At 35.5% G+C, this 24,098-nt stretch carries 22 protein-coding genes; 13 read left to right on the top strand and 9 right to left on the bottom strand.

Annotated features, from left to right (window positions below; all coding sequences use genetic code 11):
• Positions 1–31: 31 nt before the first annotated feature.
• The 4 genes from HS129_08880 to HS129_08865 all read right to left on the bottom strand — a co-directional run bounded on the left by HS129_08880 (position 32) and on the right by HS129_08865 (position 3,291).
• Positions 32–1,171: a GDSL family lipase gene (locus HS129_08880; protein ID MBE7412157.1), complete on the bottom strand. Its 1,140-nt coding sequence runs from the start codon at positions 1,169–1,171 to the stop codon at positions 32–34.
• Complete coding sequence (locus HS129_08875) at positions 1,168–1,920, bottom strand: hypothetical protein (GenBank protein ID MBE7412156.1); 753 nt, start codon at positions 1,918–1,920, stop codon at positions 1,168–1,170. Before HS129_08875 ends, HS129_08880 begins: the two co-directional genes overlap by 4 nt.
• A gap of 78 nt (positions 1,921–1,998) precedes the next feature.
• On the bottom strand, positions 1,999–2,916 hold the full coding sequence (locus tag HS129_08870) for a heme A synthase (GenBank protein ID MBE7412155.1): 918 nt from the start codon (positions 2,914–2,916) through the stop codon (positions 1,999–2,001).
• Between the two features lie 12 nt (positions 2,917–2,928).
• Positions 2,929–3,291, bottom strand: coding sequence for an aspartate 1-decarboxylase (locus HS129_08865; protein MBE7412154.1), 363 nt, complete (start codon positions 3,289–3,291; stop codon positions 2,929–2,931).
• Positions 3,292–4,181: 890 nt separating this feature from the next.
• Between HS129_08865 and HS129_08860 the strand changes: the two genes are divergently transcribed.
• The 3 genes from HS129_08860 to HS129_08850 all read left to right on the top strand — a co-directional run bounded on the left by HS129_08860 (position 4,182) and on the right by HS129_08850 (position 8,399).
• On the top strand, positions 4,182–4,646 hold the full coding sequence (locus HS129_08860) for a DUF1564 family protein (GenBank protein ID MBE7412153.1): 465 nt from the start codon (positions 4,182–4,184) through the stop codon (positions 4,644–4,646).
• 224 nt (positions 4,647–4,870) lie between these two features.
• Positions 4,871–6,262, top strand: a complete 1,392-nt coding sequence (locus HS129_08855; protein ID MBE7412152.1) for a DNA gyrase subunit A — start codon at positions 4,871–4,873, stop codon at positions 6,260–6,262.
• Positions 6,263–6,359: 97 nt separating this feature from the next.
• The gene (locus HS129_08850; GenBank protein ID MBE7412151.1) at positions 6,360–8,399 is read left to right on the top strand and encodes a DNA gyrase subunit B; all 2,040 of its coding nucleotides are present in this window, start codon (positions 6,360–6,362) and stop codon (positions 8,397–8,399) included.
• Here HS129_08850 and HS129_08845 read toward each other — a convergent pair.
• Both HS129_08845 and HS129_08840 read right to left on the bottom strand, forming a co-directional pair.
• The gene (locus HS129_08845) at positions 8,396–9,040 is read right to left on the bottom strand and encodes a dihydrofolate reductase family protein (GenBank protein MBE7412150.1); all 645 of its coding nucleotides are present in this window, start codon (positions 9,038–9,040) and stop codon (positions 8,396–8,398) included. The two genes, HS129_08850 and HS129_08845, sit on opposite strands and share 4 nt — an antisense overlap.
• Positions 9,037–9,225, bottom strand: a complete 189-nt coding sequence (locus HS129_08840; GenBank protein MBE7412149.1) for a (2Fe-2S)-binding protein — start codon at positions 9,223–9,225, stop codon at positions 9,037–9,039. Before HS129_08840 ends, HS129_08845 begins: the two co-directional genes overlap by 4 nt.
• 415 nt (positions 9,226–9,640) lie before the next feature.
• On the opposite strand from HS129_08840, the gene HS129_08835 reads away from it, so the two are divergent.
• Positions 9,641–10,468 carry a citrate lyase beta subunit gene (locus HS129_08835; protein ID MBE7412148.1) on the top strand — a complete coding sequence of 276 codons (828 nt, stop codon included), beginning with the start codon at positions 9,641–9,643 and terminating at the stop codon, positions 10,466–10,468.
• A gap of 1 nt (position 10,469) precedes the next feature.
• Here the strand turns inward: HS129_08835 and HS129_08830 are convergent, their stop codons facing one another.
• The 3 genes from HS129_08830 to HS129_08820 are packed head-to-tail and all read right to left on the bottom strand — an operon-like array spanning position 10,470 to position 16,855.
• Positions 10,470–12,032, bottom strand: coding sequence for a hypothetical protein (locus HS129_08830; protein ID MBE7412147.1), 1,563 nt, complete (start codon positions 12,030–12,032; stop codon positions 10,470–10,472).
• Complete coding sequence (locus HS129_08825) at positions 12,013–14,187, bottom strand: FecR domain-containing protein (GenBank protein ID MBE7412146.1); 2,175 nt, start codon at positions 14,185–14,187, stop codon at positions 12,013–12,015. Before HS129_08825 ends, HS129_08830 begins: the two co-directional genes overlap by 20 nt.
• Before the next feature lie 13 nt (positions 14,188–14,200).
• The gene (locus HS129_08820) at positions 14,201–16,855 is read right to left on the bottom strand and encodes a HAMP domain-containing protein (GenBank protein ID MBE7412145.1); all 2,655 of its coding nucleotides are present in this window, start codon (positions 16,853–16,855) and stop codon (positions 14,201–14,203) included.
• Between the two features lie 355 nt (positions 16,856–17,210).
• On the opposite strand from HS129_08820, the gene HS129_08815 reads away from it, so the two are divergent.
• Genes HS129_08815 through atpD form a run of 9 tightly spaced genes read left to right on the top strand, consistent with a single transcriptional unit; the run spans position 17,211 to position 24,095 of the window.
• Positions 17,211–17,423, top strand: a complete 213-nt coding sequence (locus HS129_08815) for an AtpZ/AtpI family protein (GenBank protein MBE7412144.1) — start codon at positions 17,211–17,213, stop codon at positions 17,421–17,423.
• Between the two features lie 3 nt (positions 17,424–17,426).
• A complete protein-coding gene (locus HS129_08810) occupies positions 17,427–17,810 on the top strand; it encodes a hypothetical protein (GenBank protein MBE7412143.1) in 384 nt (127 codons plus the stop codon).
• Complete coding sequence (gene atpB, locus HS129_08805) at positions 17,803–18,837, top strand: F0F1 ATP synthase subunit A (GenBank protein MBE7412142.1); 1,035 nt, start codon at positions 17,803–17,805, stop codon at positions 18,835–18,837. The genes HS129_08810 and atpB overlap by 8 nt, the downstream gene beginning before the upstream one ends.
• A 35-nt stretch (positions 18,838–18,872) precedes the next feature.
• Positions 18,873–19,163: an ATP synthase F0 subunit C gene (gene atpE / locus HS129_08800; protein ID MBE7412141.1), complete on the top strand. Its 291-nt coding sequence runs from the start codon at positions 18,873–18,875 to the stop codon at positions 19,161–19,163.
• A 12-nt stretch (positions 19,164–19,175) separates the two neighbouring features.
• Entirely contained in the window at positions 19,176–19,697 is a 522-nt protein-coding gene (locus HS129_08795) for a F0F1 ATP synthase subunit B (protein ID MBE7412140.1), read from the top strand.
• On the top strand, positions 19,697–20,275 hold the full coding sequence (gene atpH / locus HS129_08790; protein ID MBE7412139.1) for an ATP synthase F1 subunit delta: 579 nt from the start codon (positions 19,697–19,699) through the stop codon (positions 20,273–20,275). The genes HS129_08795 and atpH overlap by 1 nt, the downstream gene beginning before the upstream one ends.
• The gene (locus HS129_08785) at positions 20,265–21,779 is read left to right on the top strand and encodes a F0F1 ATP synthase subunit alpha (protein MBE7412138.1); all 1,515 of its coding nucleotides are present in this window, start codon (positions 20,265–20,267) and stop codon (positions 21,777–21,779) included. Before atpH ends, HS129_08785 begins: the two co-directional genes overlap by 11 nt.
• Positions 21,780–21,787: 8 nt before the next feature.
• The gene (gene atpG / locus HS129_08780) at positions 21,788–22,660 is read left to right on the top strand and encodes an ATP synthase F1 subunit gamma (GenBank protein MBE7412137.1); all 873 of its coding nucleotides are present in this window, start codon (positions 21,788–21,790) and stop codon (positions 22,658–22,660) included.
• A gap of 31 nt (positions 22,661–22,691) precedes the next feature.
• Entirely contained in the window at positions 22,692–24,095 is a 1,404-nt protein-coding gene (gene atpD, locus HS129_08775) for a F0F1 ATP synthase subunit beta (protein MBE7412136.1), read from the top strand.
• Positions 24,096–24,098 lie beyond the last annotated feature (3 nt).

The following is a 24,098-nucleotide window of genomic DNA, read 5'->3' as shown; positions in this document are numbered from 1 at the left end:
TTAAAAAAGCATATAACGTGGAAAACAGATTTTATGGGTTTTTCAAAAATTTTTCGTACAAAATTTCTGCAAGTACCTGATGCCCCTTTCGATTCAAATGAGCATCAAAAGGGAAATATAAGTTTTCCGGACTTCTTTCAAAAAAATCTTTCGTTAAAAAAGTGCAATTCAATTTTTCTTTCGTACATAATTGATATATCTGTAAATATAGCGGATTTGCCGATTCATAAGAAACGCTTGAATGAATTTTTTTATCACCCAAGATGCCTCCTTTGGCAAAAAATTCCTTTGCAGGGATGTATAAAAAAGAAATCGGAATATTTTGTTTTTTAGCAGTTTGAATAATTTGTGTCAAATAGATTAAATTTTTGCTCAACCTATTTTTCCACAAATCATCGCTTGAATCCTTGTAGAATCCGAATTGATTTCCATATTTTAAATTGATTTCCTTGCCCAAAGGAGAAAGTTTTCCGAATTTTAATATAGATTTCTCGTGGGTTAAAATTTCTATTTTTGGCTCTCTGCCTAATTTATAATATAGAATGGGAGAGGGTTCTTTTTTGAAAACTTTGATTAACTTAGAAAAAAATCTATAAATAGAAAGGTCTTTTAAAAAATTATACCCTTTTTCAGTTATTAGGTTTGCAAGAAACTTGGGTTTTGGTTTTTCTGCTTCTCCATTTTTATTAAACTGGATGAATCTTTCTAATTTCTCATTATCGTCCAAGTCGTTGTCAAATATTTGAACGATCACTTGGGTAGGTTTGTATTTGTTTAATACATAGGGAATCTGAATCGCATAAAGCGAAGGAGAAGATCCGTGAAGACCTGCGTTTATAAAAAAAATATCCTTTGTGAATGAATTTAATTTTTCTACATAGATTTCATTTTCCTCTACTCCCCAGCCTTCAGTGAATGAGTCTCCCATTATTAAAACTTTTTCTTGTGAGTCCTTTTTTATTTTTTGTCTGTATCCATCTGAGTTAGTTTCAACAGTCACAGAAAATTCCTCACTGGCTACTATCCCTTTTTTCTTGGGGTACATCCTAAAAAGCAATTCTTTATCAAATCCTTTTACAAAAATTTCTTCCGGGTCAAGTAGATACAGACCTATTTCTAAAATACAAATATTGATTACGATAAATATTGTAGTGAATATAAATTTTTTCATTTTCTCAAATCGTCTAAAATTTCTTTTTTCAATTCCATTCTTTCTTTTTCAGTCATGATTTTAATTTCCTGCTCTCTTATATTCCATTCCAACTCAAATCGCTCATCTAAAGGCTCTAATTCAATCAAACGAGAATACTCTTCTCCGTAAATCTCCTTTTTTGCTTTTTCTAAATGAATTTTCTTAGATCGTAAGTTATCGTTAGTGTGCTTTTTTAAATATCGTTTTGCATATAAAAAAAACTTTTCAATAGTTTCTGAATCTTTTTTTGGAAATAATTTTTCTTTTAAATTTTTCCCAAAAAATACTTCTCTATATTTTATTTTTTCATTCCATTTTTCAAAACTATCCAATTCCGAATGATTTTCCAAGGTCGATAAAAAAGACATATATTCACCATAAGCTCGAAAAATTTCCAGAATAACCCTTCCATTTTCTCCAGGAAAATCTTTTTCTATTTTTAAGCCAAATTCTTTTTTGGGATCGGAAGAATACCTGAATTCAATAAGTCCTTTTCTGAAATATTCAATTAATTCTTCAGGTCGAATAGATTGTAAATCTGCATTTTCCAAGAAGGTCGAATCTGTGTTTAATTTTTTAAGAGTTTCGCCTAACGTATATGGTTTTTGTTCTATAACGCTTTTCTTTTTAGGATTATTGAAATAAAAATAATAGACAACTATTAAAACTAAAAAAACCACAATAGGGGTAAGAATTACATAGATATTTTTCATGTGAAATAGTTGCATTTTTGTTTATATTTTACTTTGAAATAGTTTTTTATTTGCTGTTTTGGATATTTTGCAAAGATAACAATTTTTTGAAAATTATTTTTTCTCTATTAAAATTTGCCTGTAAAGACCGGAGTAAGTTAGAATAAATACTATGGCTCCAAAAGCAGAGTGAGAGGCAGTAATAAGCTCAGGTAAACGAAAAATTACATTCATTGCACCTAAGAATATTTGAAATAGCATTGCATGGAATGCTGATTTAAGGAATAATTTAGATTTATTTTCAAATGAAAATTTCTTGGAGAGAAAAAAACTAAGAGCAGAAAAAATTAGGGCGATATAAGCACCAAATCTGTGTTCTATTTGATAACGTACCATAATTCCCTGTCCTCTCGGAAAAAGAAAACCATTGCACGTTGGAAAATCAGGACAAGCAAGACCTGCATAGTGGGAGCTGACTCTTCCGCCAAAAAATAATTGCAGAAAAATAAAACCAAGGGCTAATAAAATAATTGTATTTCTTTTTTGGAATATCTTGGCAAAAAAATTTCCGCTTATCTCTCTTCCTTCTGTCAGGTACTGTGCCTTTAAAGTAATTGTAGAGAATATGGAAAGCAAGATGACTGCATTCAAATAATGAAGGTTAACAGTTGTCGGATCCAATAGTTTGGTAACAGTCAGCATCCCGAGTATAACTTGATTGATAATTACTAAGCTTGAGAAGATGTAGAGTAGTAAAAAATTTTTTCTTAGTATTTCTACCTTGAAGGTCCAAAAAATTAGAAGCAATAAAACTAAAGAAATTATTCCTGAGTATATCCTGTGCCCTACTTCCATCCAATTATTAAAATCATGAGGTGGTATTATTTTGCCATGGCATAGGGGCCAATCCGGGCAAGCTAAACCAGAGTCAGTTGCACGAACCAAAGGACCCAAAAATATATTTATAAGTACAAGTACACTCAAGAATAGATTAGAGTAAAAAAATCTTTTAATAACTAAATCGTTTTTCATGTAAGTAAAGGTCTATTTAACTTGAGACTTAATTTTATTATTGTCGTCTACCAAGACCACCTTGGGATGAAAATCCTTTGGTAGTTGGGATTCTTCAATCATTCCATAGGTCAGTATAATTACTTTGTCACCAACCGCACCAAGTCGTGCAGCCGCACCATTCAAGCAAATCGTGCCAGAGCCTCTCATTCCTTCTATTATATAGGTTTCTAACCTTGAACCGTTGTTTACATTTACAACAGATACGTGCTGGTAAGGCCTCATACCCGATGCGTCCAAAAGATCTCTGTCAACTGTAAGACTGCCTTCATAATTCAGGTTGGCATCTGTTATGGTTGCTCTGTGAATTTTTCCTGTGCAAAAAGTGAGTAACATAGTTTTTATCGTTATATAATACCGTAAAAATTTTTCTTGATAATGATAAAAGGCTTTTTTTTCTGAAAAAATTGAAAAACTAATGTTTAGACTTCGATTTTTCATTAAACTCATAGAAATCAGAAATTTTTCTTTCTAAATTGTTCTGTTGAAGCGACCAGGGATCAGGCAGTGGAAGAGGAGAGGGTTTGATCTTGGAGTTTTATATAAATTCAGAGGACGGAAAGACTAAGGGCTGAAGACTGAAATTGGGGAACTATAAATCTTTTTCAAATAGTTTCCCTATTCCGGAAGATTTTTTTATTTTTCGTATAGTTTATGACACTAGCCCAGCTCTTGCGTTGTATGAGCTGGGGTCGATGGGAAATAATGATTTTCTTAAGTATTTGAGGGTATTTATTTTCAAGTAAGACTTTTTGCAGGTGAGTATAGAGTCCGTATTTTATACTAATAGTGGACTTTTTACGATAAAATGTGGAACCCAATTCAGAGGACTGATGCCTGATGTCTGAGGTCAGAAATAGTGGAGGTGGAAATTTTTTTCAATTAGATTTTCTTTTTAGATAAATGTTTTGAGTTTACGCTTTTAGTGCAGATTTTTCACTTTTCGTGTGAAAATGTGGGATCTCCACTCTTTTCAGTAAAGTGCATGTTTTATACTAATTGTGAACCTTTTATGCAATAATGTGGGAACTCCACTTTTGGGGATTTCAAGAGATTACGCATTTAATACAGATTTAGGACTTTTCTGTAAAAAGCTAAAAAATTTTTTCTAAAATCGCAAAAATTTTATTTCTATCACGATATTATTTTACCTTATATCAGAGGGCAGGGATAGTAGGTGGAGATCAGGGATAGAGAAAAGAAAACTTTTATATTAGGAGAAATTTATGAATCCGGAAAAATTTGAGCGAACGCAGTCAAGTCTGCTTATTCCAGAAAAATTTATGGATGAGTTTAATTTGAGGACAGAAAATATTTCGAGAGAGGATTATTTGCATGATTTGTTAGAGAGGTACAGGAATGTTTTGCTGTGGAAGACTTTTGAGAAGTTGGATTGTGTGAAAACTTGTTACCAAGAAGAAGGGCAAAATTTGCAAAAGAAGAACTTTCGTCCGGAGAATGCAGATTGGATTGAGCTAGGCGAGTTTGCTCAATGGCTTGGTATTTCTCGAACGGCTCTTTTTACTCTTCTTTTGTTGCTTGACATTGCCGGATGGGACATAATCATCCCTGCCAAGTTCTATGACTTTGGAGTTCCACCCAAGGTCAGTTCGATTGCGGTAGGAGTCTATCTCTCAAAGAGAAAAACTATACGATACAATAGGCTGATACGACAAAAGAAGCTGGACTGAGGCAAAAAAACCGAAAAATAAAAACGAAACAAAAAAATCGCTGGCGAAGCTATAGAATAGAGCTGAAGACGGAAAAAGAAAGAATGATCGAGAAAATAGAGAGAATTCTTCTCTAAAATATCTTGCAAGAACGAGCAAAAACATCGCAAAATACGGCGAAATCAGGATGTCGGACATAATTTAGTTGACAAGAAAACTGTGTATTGTGTTCTTGCCCCAAAAATATGAAAAATTCAGAGAACACAGGCAAGCCCAAAGACAATTACCCGGAAACACCTTTTGAAGATCAGGTACACGATGATCAGAGAAAATATTCAAGATATGTGTGCGATTCAAGGGCGATTCCCCACGAAATAGATGGGTTAAAACCGGTTCAGAGGAGAATTTTATGGGCAATGTGGAATTCTGATGCCCGTAATCGTCACACGAAAACAGTTAAAGTAGCCGGTCTTGCTATGGGGTATCATCCACACGGAGACAGGTCTATTCAGGACGCACTTTCCGCGATGGCTCAAGATTTTACTTTTGCAAATAATATTCCCTTAGTTCATGGTGAAGGTACTTTTGGTGATGTGTTGGATCCAAGTGCAATTGCTTCTCCCAGATACACCGAGGTAAAATTATCTGACTTTGCAAAAGACATCGGGTTATTTGAGAGTCTCCCGGATATTGATTATGTGAAAAATTATGATGAAACAGAAGATGAGCCGATTCATTTCGTGGGAAAGATTCCTGTGGTATTGTTAAATAATATTCAAGGGATTGCCACAGGTTTTAGGTGTTTTATTCCGGGTCACAAGTTGTCTGACATTATCGATTCGCAGATTACATATTTAAAAACCGGTAAGTTAAAAAAAATAAAACCGTGGTATAAAAATTATAATGGTGAAGTTCGAACTTACAAAAATGAGAACGGGTCAGAAATTCTTGTAACTACTTTTGGTTTTAAGTGGGAAGGAGAAACTCTTTATCTGACGGATGCTCCACAAAATTGGAACAGAGAAAAAGTAATCAATTACATAGATGAAGTCTTAGACAGAAAAGACACTTGGTTAAAAGACTACATGGATCATTCCAGCCAAACTTTTAGGATTGAGTTGATTTATAAAAAAGGAGAGAGACCGACAGAAGCTCAAATTAAAGAAGTTTTTAGTAAAGAAAATAATGAAACATTAACTTTGAACGTGATTACCCATGAAGGTCGGTTGAAAAATTTTCCTACAGAAGAAATTATAAAAAGATTTTGTGATTTTAGAAAAACTCATCTGATTAGAAGATTCAAGCGATTAGCCGGATTGGAGCAAGAAAAAATTGAAAGAAATTCAGAGCTGATTCGATTTATTAAAGAAAAGTGGAACGAAAAAGTTGTGGGCATAAAATCCAAATCTGAGTTTGAAGCAAAATTAAAAAATTCAAAATTTGTATATTTTGAATGGCTTGCATCTATTCCGGTTTACAGAATGACTTTGGAAGAGGTAAGAAAGTGTGAGGAAGCAATCGTTGAAGCCAAAACAAAATTTGCAGAATACACTGGATTGTATAAACAGGATACCAAGTTGACAGGATTTATGGTTGAAGAGTTGGATGAGTTGAAGAATAAATGGGACAAAGCGTAATAGCATGAAAGAAGAAAAGAAGAATACAAAATCATCCAGTGGAGAAAGAAATTTTAAAAAACTTTCTAATGTAGAGCACGTTCGAATGAGGACTGGAATGTGGCTTGGGCAAAACTCTATGTCAACATTTGAGCAACATTTTTTTAAGAAAGATTCCGAAGGAAAATACCAAATATCCCATGAAGAGTTAAGTGATATTCCAGCCAAGTTGAAGTGTTTGGATGAAGCCTGTATGAATGCAGTAGATGAATACAGGAAAAATCAAAACGATAAAACCATACCGGACAAAGAGAAAATGTCTAAGTTGATTATTGCACTCTCTGTAGATCAAAAGAGGATTTCAGTAACCGATAATGGCAGAGGTATTCCTGCCAAGAATGCAGAAGGTGTTTTTTTGCATTTGATGTATGGAGAAAATTTTGATGATAAGGTGAAGGAAGACCATGTTGCAGGTCAGAATGGAGTAGGGATTTCCCTTGTTAGAATGGTTGCTACACATTTTAAAGTTAAGACAGAAAATAACAAGAGTTTATATTCTAAACTTTTTACTATTACAGATGAAGTAAGAAAGGTTTTGCGATCTTTTAAATTTTCTCCAGATGAATTAGAAAAAATATATTTATATTTTGATGAGCATGGAAACTTCAAAGACTGTCCTTCACTAAAACCGGAGCATTTTGCTAAGTTAGATCCGATCATGCAAAAAAATAATATGATTGAAATCGTTAAGTCTACAAACGGTGCGAGCCACGGTACAACAGTTGAGTTTGAATTGAATTCAAAATACTTTAATAATCTCGATACATCTTTTAATGTAGATCTTCTTAGGCAATATTTGCAAGATATTGCAATGACAAACCCGGGTCTTGAAGTTCAATTAATTTTCAAAGGGAAAACTGAAAAGTTCAAGTTTAAAAAAGGGTTAGAGGAAATTTTCCAGCAATCCGATCTTACTTTCTACAAGATGGACTATAGCGATCCATCGGCTCAATCTCAAATGAATTTAGAAACCTATTTTGTAATTGGACAGAATAAAACTCTGACTTGGGTGAATTCTATCTTTGCGGTTCAGGGTGGTTCTGCAATCGAATATCTTGAAAATCGTGTTTGTGATGAAATTAGAAAAAAAACGCAGATTGTGTCCTTAGAAAAAAAGTTAAAAACTCAGTGTACAAGAAACGATGTCAGAAATTGCTTTCACATGTATGTGAATCTTAGAATTTTAAACCCGCGTTTTAAGTCTCAAGATAAGTCGTATTTGATCAACGACTTAAATGAGGATATTCGAAAATCTGTAGATAAGCATTTAGACAAGCTGATAAAAAAAACAGACCTATTGGAAGAAGTAAAACTCCAGATGGAAAAAAGAACTCAAATGAAGGAGTTTGAAGATGCACAAAGAGGACTTAGGAAAGCGTCTCGAAATAATATTCCAAAGTTGATGCCACCTACAGGTAGGTCCGATGAATTCGGGAGAGTGTTGTTTGTTGCCGAGGGGGATTCTGCAATTGCAGGGCTTAGACCTGCGAGAAATCCAAAGATTCACGGTTTATTTCCATTGCGTGGAAAACCAATGAATTGTAAAGGGATGAGTCTTGCGAAGGCGCTTGCAAACGAAGAGTTGAAAAATATCGTTGCAATTTTGGGATTGCCATTGAACGAAAAAGTAAAATCGATTCGTGAGTTGAATTATTCAAAAGTGAGTATTATTACGGATGCAGACTTTGACGGATACGCAATTCGATCACTCATGCTATCTTTTTTTTATGAATATTGGCCTGAGTTATTTGAATTAGGATTTATCCATATTTCTTCAGCACCATTATATGAAGTGGACGTTAAGTGGAAAGATGGAAAGAAAAGTACCGAGTTTTGCATAGATGATAAAGATTACAATTCACTTGTTGCAAGGGTGAAAAAAGAAGGAGCCGAAATTACCAGAAAAAAAAGAAACAAGGGGCTTGGGGAAACAGGCAAAGAAGCAATGAAGTTTGCTGTCAATGAGTGTATGACTAAGATTACACTCACAAGTAAAAAGAGCGCTTCCAAAATTCAGAATTTGTGGTTTCATAAAGATTTTGCAGAAGAAAGAAGAAATGCTATTTCTGAGTATGCGATGAGTACGATTCAGGATTAGAAAATTTTTTCGTATTCAAGGAAGATTTCCTCTTTTTCTTTTTCGACTGAAATTAGTTTCCATTTTTTTTTATCAAAGTTTGTAAATTCACTGCTTCCATCTACAATTGCTGGAAGTGTATTTTTCCCAATGATAAATGGCACAATAGTCACGTACAATTTATCAACTAAGTCTTCGGCTAAAAATGAATAATTTAGTTTTGGTCCTCCCTCTAATAAAATTTTTTGATAATTGAGACCTACCAATTTTTCAATTACTAAAATCGGAGAAATTGCAGAGCTGTCTGAAATACAATGTATTTCTGATACGTCTCCTAATTCATCTTGAATTTTAGAATAGTTCTGTACCGTGCAAAAAATGATCGGATTGGTAGAAAAAATTTTTCTGTTTTTGGGAAGAGTGCTCTTTTGTAAAAGAATAATAGGTCTTGGAGGTTTAGGACAATATGTATAACGTATTGTAACTACAGGGTCATCATTTAAGATTGATGATTTTCCGACAATAATGGCATCGGCTTTGGCTCGGATTGTATCCATTTTTTTCTTATCTGATATTGTGTTCAGACCATACCATTTTCCATCTGGTCTTGAAACCTTTCCGTCTAACGTCATTGCCATATTAATGAATAGAAATGGCTTCATTTTATGATTAGTTTTTGTAGCTCTCTTTCTAAAATAGCTATTACTGATTTTGCACAAGATCCGCAACCTGTTGTAGCCCTTGTTTTTTCTACTAACTTTTCAAAAGTATCGCAGCCTGAATGGACAGCCTCAACCAGTTCGGATTCGCTAACGTCTTTGCAAAGACAAACTCTTTTGGGTCGCATATACGAGATGATGTATTTTTCGTTATTTTGATTTTCGTCCAAGAATTGCTCCTATATGATTTGAGTCTGCCTAAAATCCAATTAAAGGGTTACAAATTGCATCGGTTAAAATAAAAGTCTTGAAAGAATAAAAAATCTGAAAGACCTAATGAAATAAGAAAATAAAAACTTGCATAAGTCAAATAGAAAAAATTAGAAATTTGAGAAGACCTTGAAAAAATCTATAAAGAAGGCTTTTTGAAAATTCAATTGTACTTTTTTATATACTTTATTCTATTGGTAGAAAATACCGTATTTTGTAAAGAACCGTGGTTTGACTATTTTCTTATAAATTTTCAAGCCTGAATTCTTACAAATCCGTACAGATTTTATAAAAGATTCCGACAATTGGAACATAACGTATAAGGAAAACTCTATGAATAACCTAGAACTCGAAATGACCAAGATTTTAAAAAATTTGAAAGAAAATTTTGGAGTCACCGGTGTAAAAGCAGAATTTGAAGCCGAGGGAGTTAGAATTGAAGAACTAATGAGGCTGAAAGAAATTGCCATGGTTTCCGGCGTTGAGTTGACTTTAAAAATCGGCGGGTGCGAGGCAATTCGAGATATACACGATGCTAGAAATCTTGGAGTTCAGAGTTTGGTCGCTCCAATGGTTGAGTCTTCTTTTGCTTTAAAGAAATATATAAATTCGATTCAAACTTTTTTTCCAAAAGACGAATCTTCAAGGATTCAGTTTCTTATCAACATCGAAACGATTCAAGCATTTCAAAATTTAGAAGAGATCGTAGAAAGCTCTTATTTTGATGCGTTAGATGGAATTGTTATTGGTAGGGGAGACTTAACAGAGTCTATCGGTTTTGAGAGAAATCAAGTCAATAGCGATAAAGTATTTCAAATCTCTGTTTCCATATTGGAAAAAGTCAAAGAAAAAGGAAAGTCTGCCTTTATTGGAGGTGGGGTAGGGATTGACTCGTTAGAGTTTCTAAGAAAAATTCCAAAAGGATTACTCGACGGATTTGAAACAAGAAAGGTATGCTTTGCATGTCCGGATGCTCTAAACCAAGACACGGCAGAGGAAGGGATCGAAGGTGCGTTAAAGTTTGAGCTTCTTTGGCTTTCCAATAAAAGCATTTATTATAGAGCAATTTCTTTGGAAGATCAGAATCGGATAGACACTCTTTCCAAGAAACTTCCTAAAACAAATGTTGTAGAAATCAGAAAAAAAACTCAAGCGTGTTAATTTAGAATGTAAAAAGCATCATTACATTGTAATCTAACTTAGATTCATTGGGTAGAAATTTATTTGTCTGAAAAGAAGGAACTGCTGAAAACACAAGTCCGGCTGATATAATTTTACCGGGGGTGTATTCGGATAGTGTTGTATTTTCATACGCGTTCCCGGTAAAAAAAGAATGCAGTAGTTGGATTCCATAAATGGCTGCAACAATATTTATAGATTGGTGGTAAATTCTTTCTGCCCTGTGGAGATGGGATTGAAACTTTTTTTCCATTAGATAGGAAAGACTGTATTGGTTTGCGAGCAATCCCACTCCAAAACTCGTAGTTAGGTTGTTGTTGTAGGAAGATTTTTCTATTTGCAGTTTTTCTGTTTGCACTAAAAAATTTACAACTGAAAAGGTAAATAGAGTTAAATACGAATACCCTGTTTTTTTATTTCCAGCTTCTAATTGTCCCCAACCGGGCAGAAATGCTGCCCTCCATAGTACGCTCCACATTCTTTTGTCGTAATTTCTTGCTGAATACAGTGAGTGAATAAATTGGAGTAGATACAACCCACCTGCAATTCTTAAAGACTCATTGTATCTATTTTTATATTGGGAGTATTGGGATTGATGATAATTGTGAAGAGTGAGTCCAACCGGCCATGGATAGTTTGTTGCAATACTGGGAAAAATTTGACCTGCATAGTCCTCGTATTGCTTATCTGTGTACAATCTCCCTTGTCTGACTGCTTCTTTTCTTTTTACATACACATTCAGTATAGACGCTGCAAAAAGGCCCATATATGCGTACCCTTTGGTTTCTTCCCCTCCATATATAAGCCCCCAGCCAGGTAGTATGGCAGACCTCCACATTGCACCCCAGAAAGATTTTTTATAATTTACAGTAGCTTTGGATGGATCGGTTTCTTCAACTTTGGACTCTTGTGCAAGTAGCTTTTCTTCTTCTTTGGTTAGTTTCTCTCCAGATTGAACTAAAAAAAACTTTGTTTTTTTAGAGATTTTATTTTTGGGATTTTCTAATATAAGATCGTAGGCACCCGGTTTAGAATTTTTTAAGTTTACGAAAATTTTTAAATTTTTTCCGTCAGAAGATACTTCTGTTTTATTAACCTGAATTGTTTCAAGGTCACTTGCAAGTTTCACCTTTGTTTCTTCAAAAAAATATTTCCCACCTATGGAAAATTCAAACTCTTCATCACCTTTTTTGGATAGGATCTTCTTTTTTGTTTCGATAAATGGTGCAATTGCAACTACTACACTGATTGGGTTCCAGTTGGAGTAGCCGATTACTTTTGAAAATTTATTCAGAACTCCGATTCTATGCTCGTAATTTCCTGTACTTAGGGATATATCTATCTTGTTTGTCTTAATTATTTTTTCGATAATAATTTTCTTTGATTGGTCTCTTACCTCTACCTTGTAAGCGTAAGCTCCTTCTATCGGCTTCCATTCTAAGAATTGTTTTTCTGTTTCGGATCTAAGTATATTTGTCCAAAAAATAAAAATAACTAGAATTAAACGAAGAAAAAAGTAGGGCAATCTATTTATTTGATTTTTCATTCTGATCCACATATTGAGTTTTTGGAGAAAGTATTTCGATGTCCGAAGGTTTAATTTCTTTAATTTTATTGGTTAAGGTGATAGTGAAATCACTTGAAACTGGATTTCCTATTCTTTTCTTCTGACCTTTGTCAATGGAATTCGCATTCAGCGTCCAGCTAAATTTTCCTTCATCTAATTTGGAAAGATTTCTGAGAGTGTAGTTGGTAGAGTTTGTGTCGTCTGTGAGAATTATTCTCTTACCATTTTGTGAGGTTTGAAAAACCTCTATGGTATAAGATTTTGCTCGATCCATTTTTTCCCAAGAAAATGTAATCGAATCTTTATGTGCCATATCTATAATATCATGATTTTTAGGAGAAATCGGCACAGGATCAGAAATTTTTTCTAAAATTTTTATATTACGCGGAGCACTGATTAGTAGGTCTGTTTTGTCTTCGACAAGTTTGACTCTCCAATAGTATTCGCCTGATTTGTTGAAGTTGTAGAATAGAGAATACCCCATTGTAGTTCTGGAATCTAAAATTTTATGAAATTCTTTTGAATTGGAAATTTCTACAAGAAAACTTCCTGCTTGGTCTGCTCTTTTCCATGAGAATTGGATTCCTTCTATCCCTTCAGAAAAATCAAATTCGGCTCTGTCGTTTGGATTTAACAATTCTAATTTTTCATTTTCGGTTACGGAGAAAGTTCTCAAAGAAGAAAATTCTGTTTCTTTTCCATCGGAGCTGATTCCCTTGATTCTCCAAAAGTAATTACCTTGCCCTAAGGATTTTGTTACTGTAACAAAGTTCTGAGAAGAAGTATCGCTATAGGCTATGTTTTTAAAATCGGGATCAGTAGAGATTTGTATTTTAAACCTCTTGAACTCGGGGTTGTCTTGCCATAGAAATAGAGCTTTCCCTTTTGCAAAAAAAGCCTGACTGATTTTTTGATAATTTTCAGGACCCATAGGAATAGGCGGGTCTAAGACTTTTCTGTTTTCCAAGTAAAATACTTGTACAGGGCTATGTTGGGGAGATATATCGGGTAGAGAGGGCTTTGTTGTAATTCTCCAGTAATTTGCCCCGGGCGACATGGACTCCAATGAAATGCTATTGGAAACCGAGTCGTACGATTTTACATTGGAAGAGAAGTCTTTACTTGGTGAAATTTCTAACTTATACCCGGAAGCCAAGGAGCTTTTGCTCCAAGAGAAATTGATGATCGGCATAGAGGTAACGTAAATAGATTTGCTGCCGTTCGCAGGGGAGAATAATTGAACAGGGGAATCAGAAATAATCGCAAGTCTTCTTGTCTCGCTATAGTCAAAATTTTTTGTTTTTGGATTTCTTGTAGAAATTCTCCAGTAATAAGTTCCGGCTTGTAAGTTTAATTCTTGTCCGGTTGATCTTGTGTTTCGCTTAGCGTTTAAATTGGTAAATGCAGGACTCGTACTTACTTCTAAAACAACTTCAGGGTTTTGTTCTACTTTTTCCCAGTTAAAATTTATAGACTCAGTTTTTTTCATAGATACAAAAAATTTCTGATCGGGTGGGTTTAGAGGCTTTAGAGTAACTGGACGAATTTCAATTTTGTCTTTCCCAAGCTCGGCTTTTTGATCCTTTCCGATAACTTGATCTTTTCCGCCAATGTTGACTGTAGCTTGACCCTTATCCACGACCATACTCAAAGAAGTATTGTCTTGTCCTTTTGCAAACTTTACATCAGAGGATTCATTCAGCTTCACAGTTTGATCTCCTGACTTGATATTTAGAGAAGTTTTTTCTCCACCATCGGAACGCTTTGCTTGAACCGATCCGTAAGCGAAATTGATATTAATGTCCTTCCCTGAAAAATCGAGGAGTATCATACTGTTTTCTGCAAGTTGGATTTGAGTCCCGTCTTTTAAGGTGATGACTGCATCCGAGCCTTCACCAGATTTGATAGTATCTCTATTGGTCAGAGGGCCGTCTTTTTCGATTTCATCCCATATAACCTGTGAGTCATATTTTCTCTGGATAGTTTTGTTTTTGTAGGTAATGGTGGCTACAGTTTCTCCACCGGAAGACTTTGCTTTTTTAGTCATGTTCAGATACAAAAGTACAGAGAAAATCAAGATATTTCCAAGAAGAAAACCGGAAACATATTTTGGATTGTTTAAAAAAGCTGTCAATTTCTACTCCAAATTATTTATGTGTTCTTGTAAATACTCCATCCCAGTCATTTCCGGGTGGGTTTTTCTTGTAATCCTCGCACCTGTCAATCAGCTGGTGTGCGGCTTTATCTTTTTTGCCTTTTACTTTTTCGGCTTTTAATAATTTTTCTATTGCCTTGTCCCACTCTTGTTTTAAATAATGGTTTAGTCCTTCTTCGTACAACAAAGCAGACTCTGCAATTTTGTTTTCGATTTCTGATCTTTTTGCAATTAACTCGTATAGTCTTACAGGTTCATTTTTTCCTTTTACACGAACAAGGTCTAATTCTCTTGTAAACATTTCTTCTCTAACTCTCTCGTTTACTGTTTCGCTGATTAGAATATTGACACCATAGTCTTTTCCTGCGGCTTCAAGTCTTGCGGCAAGGTTTACCGTGTCCCCCATCATTGTATAAGAAGCTAATTTTTCTGTACCCATGAACCCGACTTTTGCAAGCCCGGTGTTTAGACCTATTCTTACGTCCATTTCTTGAGCGTCTTTGCAATACAAATTCTTTTCGACCCAATACTTTCTTTGAGAGTCCAATTTTTGGATCATTTCTAAGGAGGCTCTGGCTGCTGCAAGGCAATGGTTTTCTACGTCCACAGGAGCATTGAATATGGCAACTATTGCATCACCGATGTACTTGTCCAAAACACCTTCGTGAGATTTTAAAATTATAGTCATGGCTCCTAGATATTCATTTAGAAGGGCTGCGAGTTCGACAGAGGTTAGCTGCTCACTGATGGTTGAAAACCCTGCAACATCCGAAAAGAACGCAGTAATTTCTTTTTCTGATCCTCTTTTTAGAGCTGCGAGATCGACCATAGCTTCTTTCACCACAGTAGGATCAATCATACCTCCAAGGATACTCTTTACTTTTTCTTTTTCTTCTAAGCCCTTACCCATGTCTATGAATGAATTGGTGAGTATTCCAATTTCATCTCCTGATGCAGGGTGGATCGTGACCTGAAAATCACCGGATTCAATTTGTTTTGTAGCACCGAGTAGTTTCTGAATTGGTGTAGTCATTGACCTTGCAAAAAAATATACAATTAGAATTGCGAAGCAGACCGCTATAGCCATGATATAGATATTTCTTTTTTGAATATTATAAACAGCCTCAAATGCTTTATCTTCAGACACAGTAGAAACAATTCCTGCTCCCGCGATTCCTAACTTCTTGAATGAGCCAAGATTATAGACTCCATCTTTATCCTTGAATCTGGTTTGTCCGTTGTCGAGAGTGCTTGTCATCATTGCTTTTACAATCGGATTCTCAATTAAGTTAGAGCCTGACATTACGATTTTACTGTCGGGGTGCGCGACGATAGTTCCCTCGTCGTTCACCATAAATGTTTCTGTAATCCCTGAGGCTTGGAAAGCGGTCAAAAGTTTTTCCAATCGAATAAACATCACTATAATCATTGGCTCATTCGAGTCAGAAGGCAATGGAAGACTGATTCCGAGAATTGGAATTTTAAAACCAGGGCTTGCGTTATGCACCACAGCTCCACCATTGAAAGATTTCAGAAATTTACTTCCGTGCAAGTTGACTAATTTTTTCAAATCACTTTCACTAAGTTGGTTTTCGTTTAAAAATTCTGTGTTCACTACAACTTGAGAAGGCTCTAAACCGCTCCCACCTTTTTTGTAAATTCCGAGAGAAATCAAATCCTTATCGTTCTTGAAAAATAAATCTGTAAACAAGGATTTTTGTTCATTGGACTTGAATTCTTGGCGGATTGTGGTCGCTATTAGATTTGCTTTTTCTGCAAGTGCTGTAAAGTCAGTTTTTACTTTCATACTGATTACTTCTGTCAGCTTGATATTATTTTCTTTAACTCTGACCTCGTTGTCATTTTTAAAAAAGTAGGTAGCCAAGATAATGATCCCTGACATAGAAAAAACAATAATTCCAGAGATAATAGACATGAGCTTTAATTGAATTGTCCATCTGGATGCTTGAAAAATATCTTTGTTGGAGATTACACTTTTTGAATTTTCTTTAGGCTTTGTTATTTGTGTATTCGGAGTATTTTCTTTTTTCACTGGCTCTTCCTGCTGTTTTGAAGTTAACTTACTGTCCGTGGTGTCTTTTTCAACTTTTAAAAATTGTGATATATGTTCTGGAATTTTATAATTTTTATTAATATGTTTTTCAAATCCAAATAGTATAGAGTCTGCATTTTGGACAACCTCTTTTCCTGAGACATATTTTATTGCCTGTTCTGGTGAAATATCTTTCCGAATATACAAAATCAACCCTGCGGCAAATAGATAAACTGCTTCTTTATCCGAGTTAGAAAAAAGTAGTGCGAGACTTTCATTTTTTGCGATAGATATGATTTTTTCTATTGCTTCTAAAGTTTTTGAGTAATCTTGAAATTTTATGTCTTCTAAAAAAAAATTGATAACTTTTAAACCGGCGACAGAGCAGTTGTTTTGAATCTCAATAAGAGAAGAATTGGCTTTCCCCTTTTCGTGTATTATAAGGACTTGTCTTATCTTTTTATTTCTCCAATTGGAAACATGATCTGAAAAAGAATTTTTTTTGTTTGAAAATTCATCTAAGATATTTTCAAAATAGAGTTTATGGGCTGATTTCCCAAAACTTAAGAATGTGCGATGTTTAAGTGTTTCCATGTAAATATATATACAATATCGAACTAAAAATGTGTAAAATTCAAGTTTAGTTGTAATATAAATGTCTAATTATCTTCTTTTTTAGAGTATTTGTCAATAAAAAATTATTTCTATGGAAGCCTCGATTATTTTTAAGGATGGTGGAGTTGATTCTATTGTGGTTGGATTGCAGTCTGATTGTATTTTGAATTGACACTTACTGAAAATAGATTAGTTTTTCAAAAGGTCGAATAGAGTTGACCGGATTAGGGATGGGTAGTTTTGTAATAAACTGTACGACTGCGAAAGATAGTATTGGATAGTAAGTTTGTAAAAAAAATTGCAAGTATTGACTTTATTGGACTTATTGACTTAAATGATAGATAAACCTCCCCAAAAAAAAGAATTGAATTTATGGGATTTGTCCAGCCTCGGGGTGGAGTTTGCGTTTATTATAGGAATTTTTGTGTTTTCTGGAAATTATATAGACGAAAAGTTTTCAATTTCTCCGGTAGGCATATTGTTGTTCTCGGCTTTAGGTTTCGGGTTTGGGTTATATTATTTAGTAAAAAGAACTCAAAAAGAGTGAATAATGGATTTTGGGAAATTATCTCTACCTAAATTTTTTGGGCTTTGGTCTCTAATTGGCTTTATCGGGTTAATGTTTTTTCAGGGAAATCTTGGCTTTCATAGAATTGTAGTCGGATTTTTTGTTGGTTTTTTTGCCCAATCTGTGATTGTTTTGTTTCGAATTTTTATTGCTCGGGCAAATACTAAGCAAAAATTCTACAAACAAACTATTTTATCGTATCTATCTTTTTTTGTGGACTTTTGTATTATTTCTATTTTCTTTTTTTTGGAAGAGTCGAATTTTCTTTTGATTGGTTTTTTTATTGCATTTGTTGCGTATATTTCAAATTTGGTTATTATGACCTTTTTTGGAATCACCCGGAAAAATATAAGTAAAAATGATTAAAAAATCTGGAATTATACTACTACTCGCTCTTTTTTCAACTTTCGCACTTAATGCATCAGATTCAGGGAAATCAGGTGGTGCCGAAGAATTTGATTTAGCTGAGATATTAGTTCATCACTTGGCCGACCACGCTGAATTTCCTCTGAATATCGGGGGAGAAAGGGTCTATGAAGGTACTCCTGATTTTGATCCAGAAAATCATGGAATTTTTTACGATAAAGACGCTTCAAAGAGATACCATTTTAAAGGTGGTTTAGATCTTCATATTACAAAGCGAGTTGCGATGATGTGGTTGGTTGCCTTGGCTCTTTTTGCAGTATTTATTCCGGCAGGAAGAATCATAAGTAGAAATCCTTTCCGAGTTCAGTCTAAATTTGCCTCTTTTGTAGAAGTTTTTGTAGGGTTTGTAAAAAAAGACGTAGCCGATCAGAACATGCACGGTCACGGACACGCATATTACCATTATCTTTTGAGTTTATTTTTCTTTGTTTTATTTTCTAACCTTTTTGGGATTATTCCTCCTATTGGAGAAGTTGTATCTTTGTTTATGCCTCACCCAGAGTCTCTTCCCGGAATTCATGAAGCAGCTTTCCCTGCTAAAATATGGAACGGGATCACTGTTACGGGTGATGTTAGTGTGACTATGACCTTATCTATTGTGACACTTATTTTGATCTATGCCACTGGATTCTCTTACCAAGGTATTAAATTCATAGTTCACTCAGTTCCAAATGGAGTTCCGTTGGCTTTGTTTCCATTGATGTGGCCATTGGAGTTTATCGTTTCTCCTTTGGCTAAAGCTTTTGCTCTTACGGTTCGTCTTTTGGCAAATATGACAGCGGGACACGTTATTATATTGGCTTTACTTGGTTTTATATTTGAATTTAAATCTTATTATATAGTTCCGATTTCAGTAATCGGTGCAGGGGCTATCTATGTTTTGGAAATTTTTGTAGCCTTTCTTCAGGCTTTTATTTTTACACTTTTGACGGCACTTTTTGTTGGAGCGTCGATGCACAGGCACTAATTTAAAATAGTTAATATTTGGAATAGGAGAAATTTATGGATTTTGGTTTAGGTTACATAGGAGTTGGTTTAGGAGCAGGTCTTGCTATTATTGGAGCAAGTATCGGTATTGGAAGAATTGGTGGATCGGCTGTAGAAGGTATGAGCAGACAACCGGAAGCTGCGGGTCCGATTCAGACTGCAATGATTATTGCTGCAGCCCTTATTGAAGGTGCTACACTTTTTGCATTGGTGATTGCGTTTCAGGCAGGGGGAGTGCTGAATAAAGAGCTTCCAAAGTCGGTAGAGAATCAAAAGCCTCAAGCTGTTGCTCCTCAAGTAAAATAAGGACAAACTAAATTGATTAATTTAGCCGCAGGCGGATTGAACTTATTAGAAGTAAACCCCGGTCTGGTTATCTGGACTGTGGTGACCTTTCTTCTTGTTGTTCTAATCCTGAAAAAATTTGCTTGGAAACCGATTCTTGGGGCGTTAGATGCAAGAGCTGAGAAGATTCACGGTGATCTGGATAAGGCGAGTGAACTAAAGACCCAGGCTGAAGAGTTGTATAAATCCTACGAAGAAAAGATTCATAAGTCCAGAGATGAGGCTTTGTCTATTGTAGAAGAGGCGAAAAAAGATGCGATTTCCACAAAGAATAAAATTCTTGAAGAAGCGCATGCAGAAGCAAAGAGCATCAAAGAGCAAACTACTAAGGATATTGAGTTATCTAAGGTAAAGGCAATTCGTGAATTAGAAGAGCAGGTTGTGGAGTTGTCGGTTCTTGTTGCAGGACAGATTTTGGAAAAGAAGTTGAAAAGTGAAGACTATTCATCCTTTATTTCCGCAGAAATCGGGAAATTGAAAAACGCAAAAGCATAATGGATTCGATACAGGTTCAGATTTCAAAGATATACGCAAATGCAATGCTCGAAGTAGCTGTGGAGTCTAAAGCAGTTGAATCAGTCGAAAAAGAGCTATTGGGTGTGTCCGAAGCAATATACAGTGATTCAATGATCTGGGATTTTTTGGCTTCTCCAAAAATATCTAAGAGCGAAAAGGAAAAAGTGATTGAGAAATCTTTTTCAGGTATGATCAGTGGGGATACTCTTTCTTTTTTAAAGTTACTTTTAAAACGTGATAGAATTATATATATTAAAGAAATATCAAATCAATTTCTATTGGGACACGATGATTTGAAGGGAAGGATTCGTGCGTTTATAACATCGGCCCAAGCCCTCGAAGAAAAAGATTTGAAAAATATAGAAGCTGCCCTTGTTGACAGATACAAGGGTGAGTGCATATTGGAGCACTCTGTTTCTCCAGAGCTAATTGGAGGAATGGTCATCCGATTTAAAGACAATATTATTGATTCGTCTTTTAAAACCCGTCTTGGGAATATAAAGCGAAGACTACTCGAAAACAAGACACAATCATGGAGTGCGTTATATGAAAATTAAAACCGAAGAAATTTCTTCGATTCTAAAAAAAGAAATTTTAGCTTACAAAGCCGAAATGGCTGTGGAAGAAGTAGGTACTGTTTTGGAAGTAGGAGACGGTATCGCAAGGGTGTTTGGTCTCAAAAATGTGATGGCTGGGGAGCTAATCGAGTTTGAGAATGGGGTAAGAGGACAGGCTTTTAACTTAGAAGAAAATTCTGTAGGTGTGGTAATACTTGGTGAGTATAAACACATCGAAGAAGGATTTACCGTAAAAAGGACAGGAAAGATTTTTGAAGTACCTGTCGGTCCAGAGATGCTTGGAAGAGTTGTAAACTCACTCGGTGAGGCAATTGATGGAAAAGGGCCTATCGCTTCTAAAAAATCAAGACCTGTTGAGATACTTGCACCCGGTATTTCTAAAAGATACCCTGTAAACGAGCCACTTCAAACCGGTATCAAAGGAATCGACTCCATGATTCCAATTGGAAGGGGTCAGAGAGAATTGATCATCGGGGATCGTGGAACTGGAAAAACATCAATTGCATTAGACACAATTATAAACCAGAAAAATACAGGTGTAATCTGTGTTTATGTTGCTATAGGGCAGAAGGCATCTACTGTCTCTTCTACAGTTCAAAAATTAAAAGAATCAGGTGCTATGGATTATACTATTGTAGTATGCGCGACTGCATCAGACCCGGCACCAATGCAATACATTGCGCCATATTCTGGTTGTACTATGGCAGAATATTTTATGTATGAAGAAGGCAAGGCATGTTTAATCGTGTATGACGATTTAACCAAGCAAGCTGTAGCGTATAGACAAATGAGTTTGCTCCTTCGTCGTCCTCCCGGAAGAGAAGCGTATCCTGGAGACGTATTTTACCTTCACTCTCGTTTATTGGAAAGAGCAGCCAAATTGGATCAAAAATACGGTGGTGGCTCTCTGACAGCTCTACCCATTGTTGAAACACAAGAAGGTGAGGTATCAGCCTATATTCCTACAAATGTGATTTCTATTACTGACGGACAAATTTATCTCCAAGCCAATCTTTTTGCATCGGGTGTTCGCCCTGCAGTGGATGTCGGGATTTCCGTATCCCGTGTAGGTAGCTCTGCACAGATCAAAGCTATGAAAAAAGTAGCTGGAACTTTAAAATTGGATTTGGCTCAATTTCGTGAATTAGAGGCTTTTGCTCAACTCGGAACAGAATTGGATGCAGCCACACAGGCACAATTAGACAGAGGTTACAGAATTGTAGAAATTTTAAAACAACCTCAGGCTCACCCAATGCCTGTAGAAGAGCAAGTAGTCGTAATTTTTGCGGTTACAAAAGGTCTTATGGATACAATACCTGTTTCTAAGGTCAGAAGTTTTGAAGTATTTTTGTTAAATTCTATTCGCGATCACCACTCCGAATTTTTAAAAGGAATTCGTGAAGAAAAATTCATTAAAGATGAGTCAGCTCTTACCGGTACAATTAAAAATATTGCAACTGATTTTTTAAGAACAAACAAGTAGGGTTCGTTTTGGCATCTCAAAGAGAAATAAAGAAAAGAATCAACTCAGTAAAAAATACTAAGAAGATTACCCGTACCATGGAGATGGTGGCTACAGCCAAGTCAAAAAAAACGAGTGACAGGGTGAATGCCTCTAAACCCTATTCTGAAAAATTGAAAGAGTTAATGGGATCTTTATCTGATCTTTCCTCTAATTTGAATAGTCCTTATTTACGAAAACCTGATCAAATTAAAAAAGTCGGAATACTCGTAATCACTGCAAACAGAGGTCTTTGCGGGGGTTACAATTCTAATGTTCTTAAAATGGCAAAATCAAGACTTGCAGAATTAAAAAAGTCTGAAACCCAATACGATTTGTATGTAGTAGGAAAAAAAGGAATATCTTTCTTTAAATACCAAAAGGAAACAATGAAAGAAACCTATACAAATATAGACGATACATCGGGATATAGGGAAGCAGAGCATTTTGCGAATCTATTCTTGCAAAGTTTTGCGTTAGGAGAAGTAGATAGCGTAGAAATTATATCTACAGTTTATCAATCTTCTTCAATTCAAAATTCAGAAATACAAAAAATTCTTCCAATAGAGCCAAAGAAAACAGAGAATCTGAAAAAATCTGCAAAAGGCTCGACGATTTATGAGCCGAATCCAGAAAGAATTTTAGAATCTCTTTTGCCTCAGGTAGTTAGAACGGCTTTTTTGAAAGCTATACTCGAAGCTGTTTGCTCGGAGCAAATTGCTCGTAGAATAGCGATGAAATCAGCAACTGATGCAGCCAACGATATGATAAAGGTATTAACCAGAACTTACAACAGGGTAAGACAGGCAAAAATTACTCAGGAAATTTCAGAGATTGTTGCAGGTGCAGACTCTTTGAATTAGAAAGAAATTGTATATATTTAGAGGATGAAAAATGAAAAACGGAAAAATTAAACAAATTATCGGATCGGTTTTAGATGTAACTTTTGAAAGTGGTCATCTTCCGGAAATTTTTAATGCACTTGAAATAGAAATTACCAGAGAAGGAAAAAAGGAAAAAATCGTAGCAGAAGTACAACAGCATCTTGGGGATAGAACTGTTAGAGCGATTGCACTTTCTTCTACAGACGGAATGATCAGAGGTCAAAATGTTTCTGACACAGGAAATCCAATCAGTGTTCCTGTAGGTGAGGCGACTTTGGGTCGAATTTTTAATGTATTGGGTGAGCCTGTAGATGAGGGTCCTACAGTTCAGGTAAAAGAAAGAAAATCTATTCATTCCAATCCTCCTTTGTACGAAAACCTTCAACCTAAAACTGAGATTTTTGAAACAGGGATTAAGGTGATAGACCTTCTTGCACCTTATATTAAGGGTGGCAAGACCGGGCTATTTGGAGGTGCGGGTGTAGGTAAAACAGTACTCATTCAAGAGTTAATCAACAACATTGCAAAACAACACGGTGGATTTTCTGTATTTGCAGGGGTTGGAGAAAGAACCCGTGAAGGAAACGATCTTTGGAGAGAAATGAAAGAATCTGGAGTGATTGATAAGACTGTACTTGTATATGGGCAGATGAACGAGCCACCAGGAGCAAGACTTCGGGTAGCTCTTTCTGCATTAACTATGGCAGAGCATTTCAGAGATAGTGCTGGAACAGATATTTTGTTGTTCATTGATAATATTTTTCGATTTTCCCAAGCAGGATCTGAAGTTTCGGCTTTACTTGGGCGTATGCCCTCTGCTGTGGGGTACCAACCTACACTTTCAACTGAAATGGGCGCTTTGCAAGAAAGGATTACTTCTACTCAAAGAGGATCTATTACTTCAGTTCAGGCAATTTATGTACCTGCAGATGATTTGACAGACCCTGCGCCGGCTACAGCTTTCACTCACTTGGACGCTACTACTGTATTGTCTCGTGCAATTTCTGAAAAAGGGATTTATCCCGCAGTTGATCCTTTAGATTCTACTTCCAGAGTTCTAAACCCGGAAGTTTTAGGGGAAGAGCATTATTCTGTAGCTCGTGAAGTTCAAAGAATTCTACAAAGATATAAAGACTTACAAGATATTATCGCAATTTTGGGTATGGATGAATTGTCTGAAGACGATAAAATTTTAGTAGCCAGAGCAAGAAAAATCGAAAAATTTCTATCGCAACCATTCTTTGTGGCAGAGGCATTTACAGGAACTCCAGGAAAATACGTAAAACTTACGGATACAGTTCGCTCTTTCAAAGAGTTGATCAGTGGAAAATACGACCAATTGCCGGAGCAGGCATTTTACATGGTTGGTACAATAGAAGAAGCAGTCGAAAAATCCAAGAAATTGAAAGCATAGATT

Source organism: Leptospiraceae bacterium, assembly GCA_015075105.1.
Classification (GTDB): Bacteria; Spirochaetota; Leptospiria; order Leptospirales; family Leptospiraceae; genus JABWCC01.
The sequence above is the reverse complement of the archived record's forward strand: the minus strand, read 5'-3'. Positions and strand labels throughout refer to the sequence as shown.

Bases quoted from the DNA above. Each gene is read 5' to 3' on its own strand.
- HS129_08880 (MBE7412157.1), bottom strand. From the start codon at position 1,171: ATGAAAAAATTTATATTCACTACAATATTTATCGTAATCAATATTTGT.
- HS129_08835 (MBE7412148.1), top strand. From the start codon at position 9,641: ATGAATAACCTAGAACTCGAAATGACCAAGATTTTAAAAAATTTGAAA.
- atpE (MBE7412141.1), top strand. From the start codon at position 18,873: ATGGATTTTGGTTTAGGTTACATAGGAGTTGGTTTAGGAGCAGGTCTT.
- atpH (MBE7412139.1), top strand. From the start codon at position 19,697: ATGGATTCGATACAGGTTCAGATTTCAAAGATATACGCAAATGCAATG.
- HS129_08870 (MBE7412155.1), bottom strand. From the start codon at position 2,916: ATGAAAAACGATTTAGTTATTAAAAGATTTTTTTACTCTAATCTATTC.
- HS129_08840 (MBE7412149.1), bottom strand. From the start codon at position 9,225: ATGCGACCCAAAAGAGTTTGTCTTTGCAAAGACGTTAGCGAATCCGAA.
- HS129_08855 (MBE7412152.1), top strand. From the start codon at position 4,871: ATGAAAAATTCAGAGAACACAGGCAAGCCCAAAGACAATTACCCGGAA.
- HS129_08820 (MBE7412145.1), bottom strand. From the start codon at position 16,855: ATGGAAACACTTAAACATCGCACATTCTTAAGTTTTGGGAAATCAGCC.
- HS129_08845 (MBE7412150.1), bottom strand. From the start codon at position 9,040: ATGAAGCCATTTCTATTCATTAATATGGCAATGACGTTAGACGGAAAG.
- atpD (MBE7412136.1), top strand. From the start codon at position 22,692: ATGAAAAACGGAAAAATTAAACAAATTATCGGATCGGTTTTAGATGTA.
- HS129_08875 (MBE7412156.1), bottom strand. From the start codon at position 1,920: ATGCAACTATTTCACATGAAAAATATCTATGTAATTCTTACCCCTATT.
- atpB (MBE7412142.1), top strand. From the start codon at position 17,803: ATGATTAAAAAATCTGGAATTATACTACTACTCGCTCTTTTTTCAACT.
- HS129_08830 (MBE7412147.1), bottom strand. From the start codon at position 12,032: ATGAAAAATCAAATAAATAGATTGCCCTACTTTTTTCTTCGTTTAATT.
- HS129_08865 (MBE7412154.1), bottom strand. From the start codon at position 3,291: ATGTTACTCACTTTTTGCACAGGAAAAATTCACAGAGCAACCATAACA.
- HS129_08810 (MBE7412143.1), top strand. From the start codon at position 17,427: ATGGATTTTGGGAAATTATCTCTACCTAAATTTTTTGGGCTTTGGTCT.
- HS129_08850 (MBE7412151.1), top strand. From the start codon at position 6,360: ATGTGGCTTGGGCAAAACTCTATGTCAACATTTGAGCAACATTTTTTT.
- HS129_08815 (MBE7412144.1), top strand. From the start codon at position 17,211: ATGATAGATAAACCTCCCCAAAAAAAAGAATTGAATTTATGGGATTTG.
- HS129_08860 (MBE7412153.1), top strand. From the start codon at position 4,182: ATGAATCCGGAAAAATTTGAGCGAACGCAGTCAAGTCTGCTTATTCCA.
- HS129_08785 (MBE7412138.1), top strand. From the start codon at position 20,265: ATGAAAATTAAAACCGAAGAAATTTCTTCGATTCTAAAAAAAGAAATT.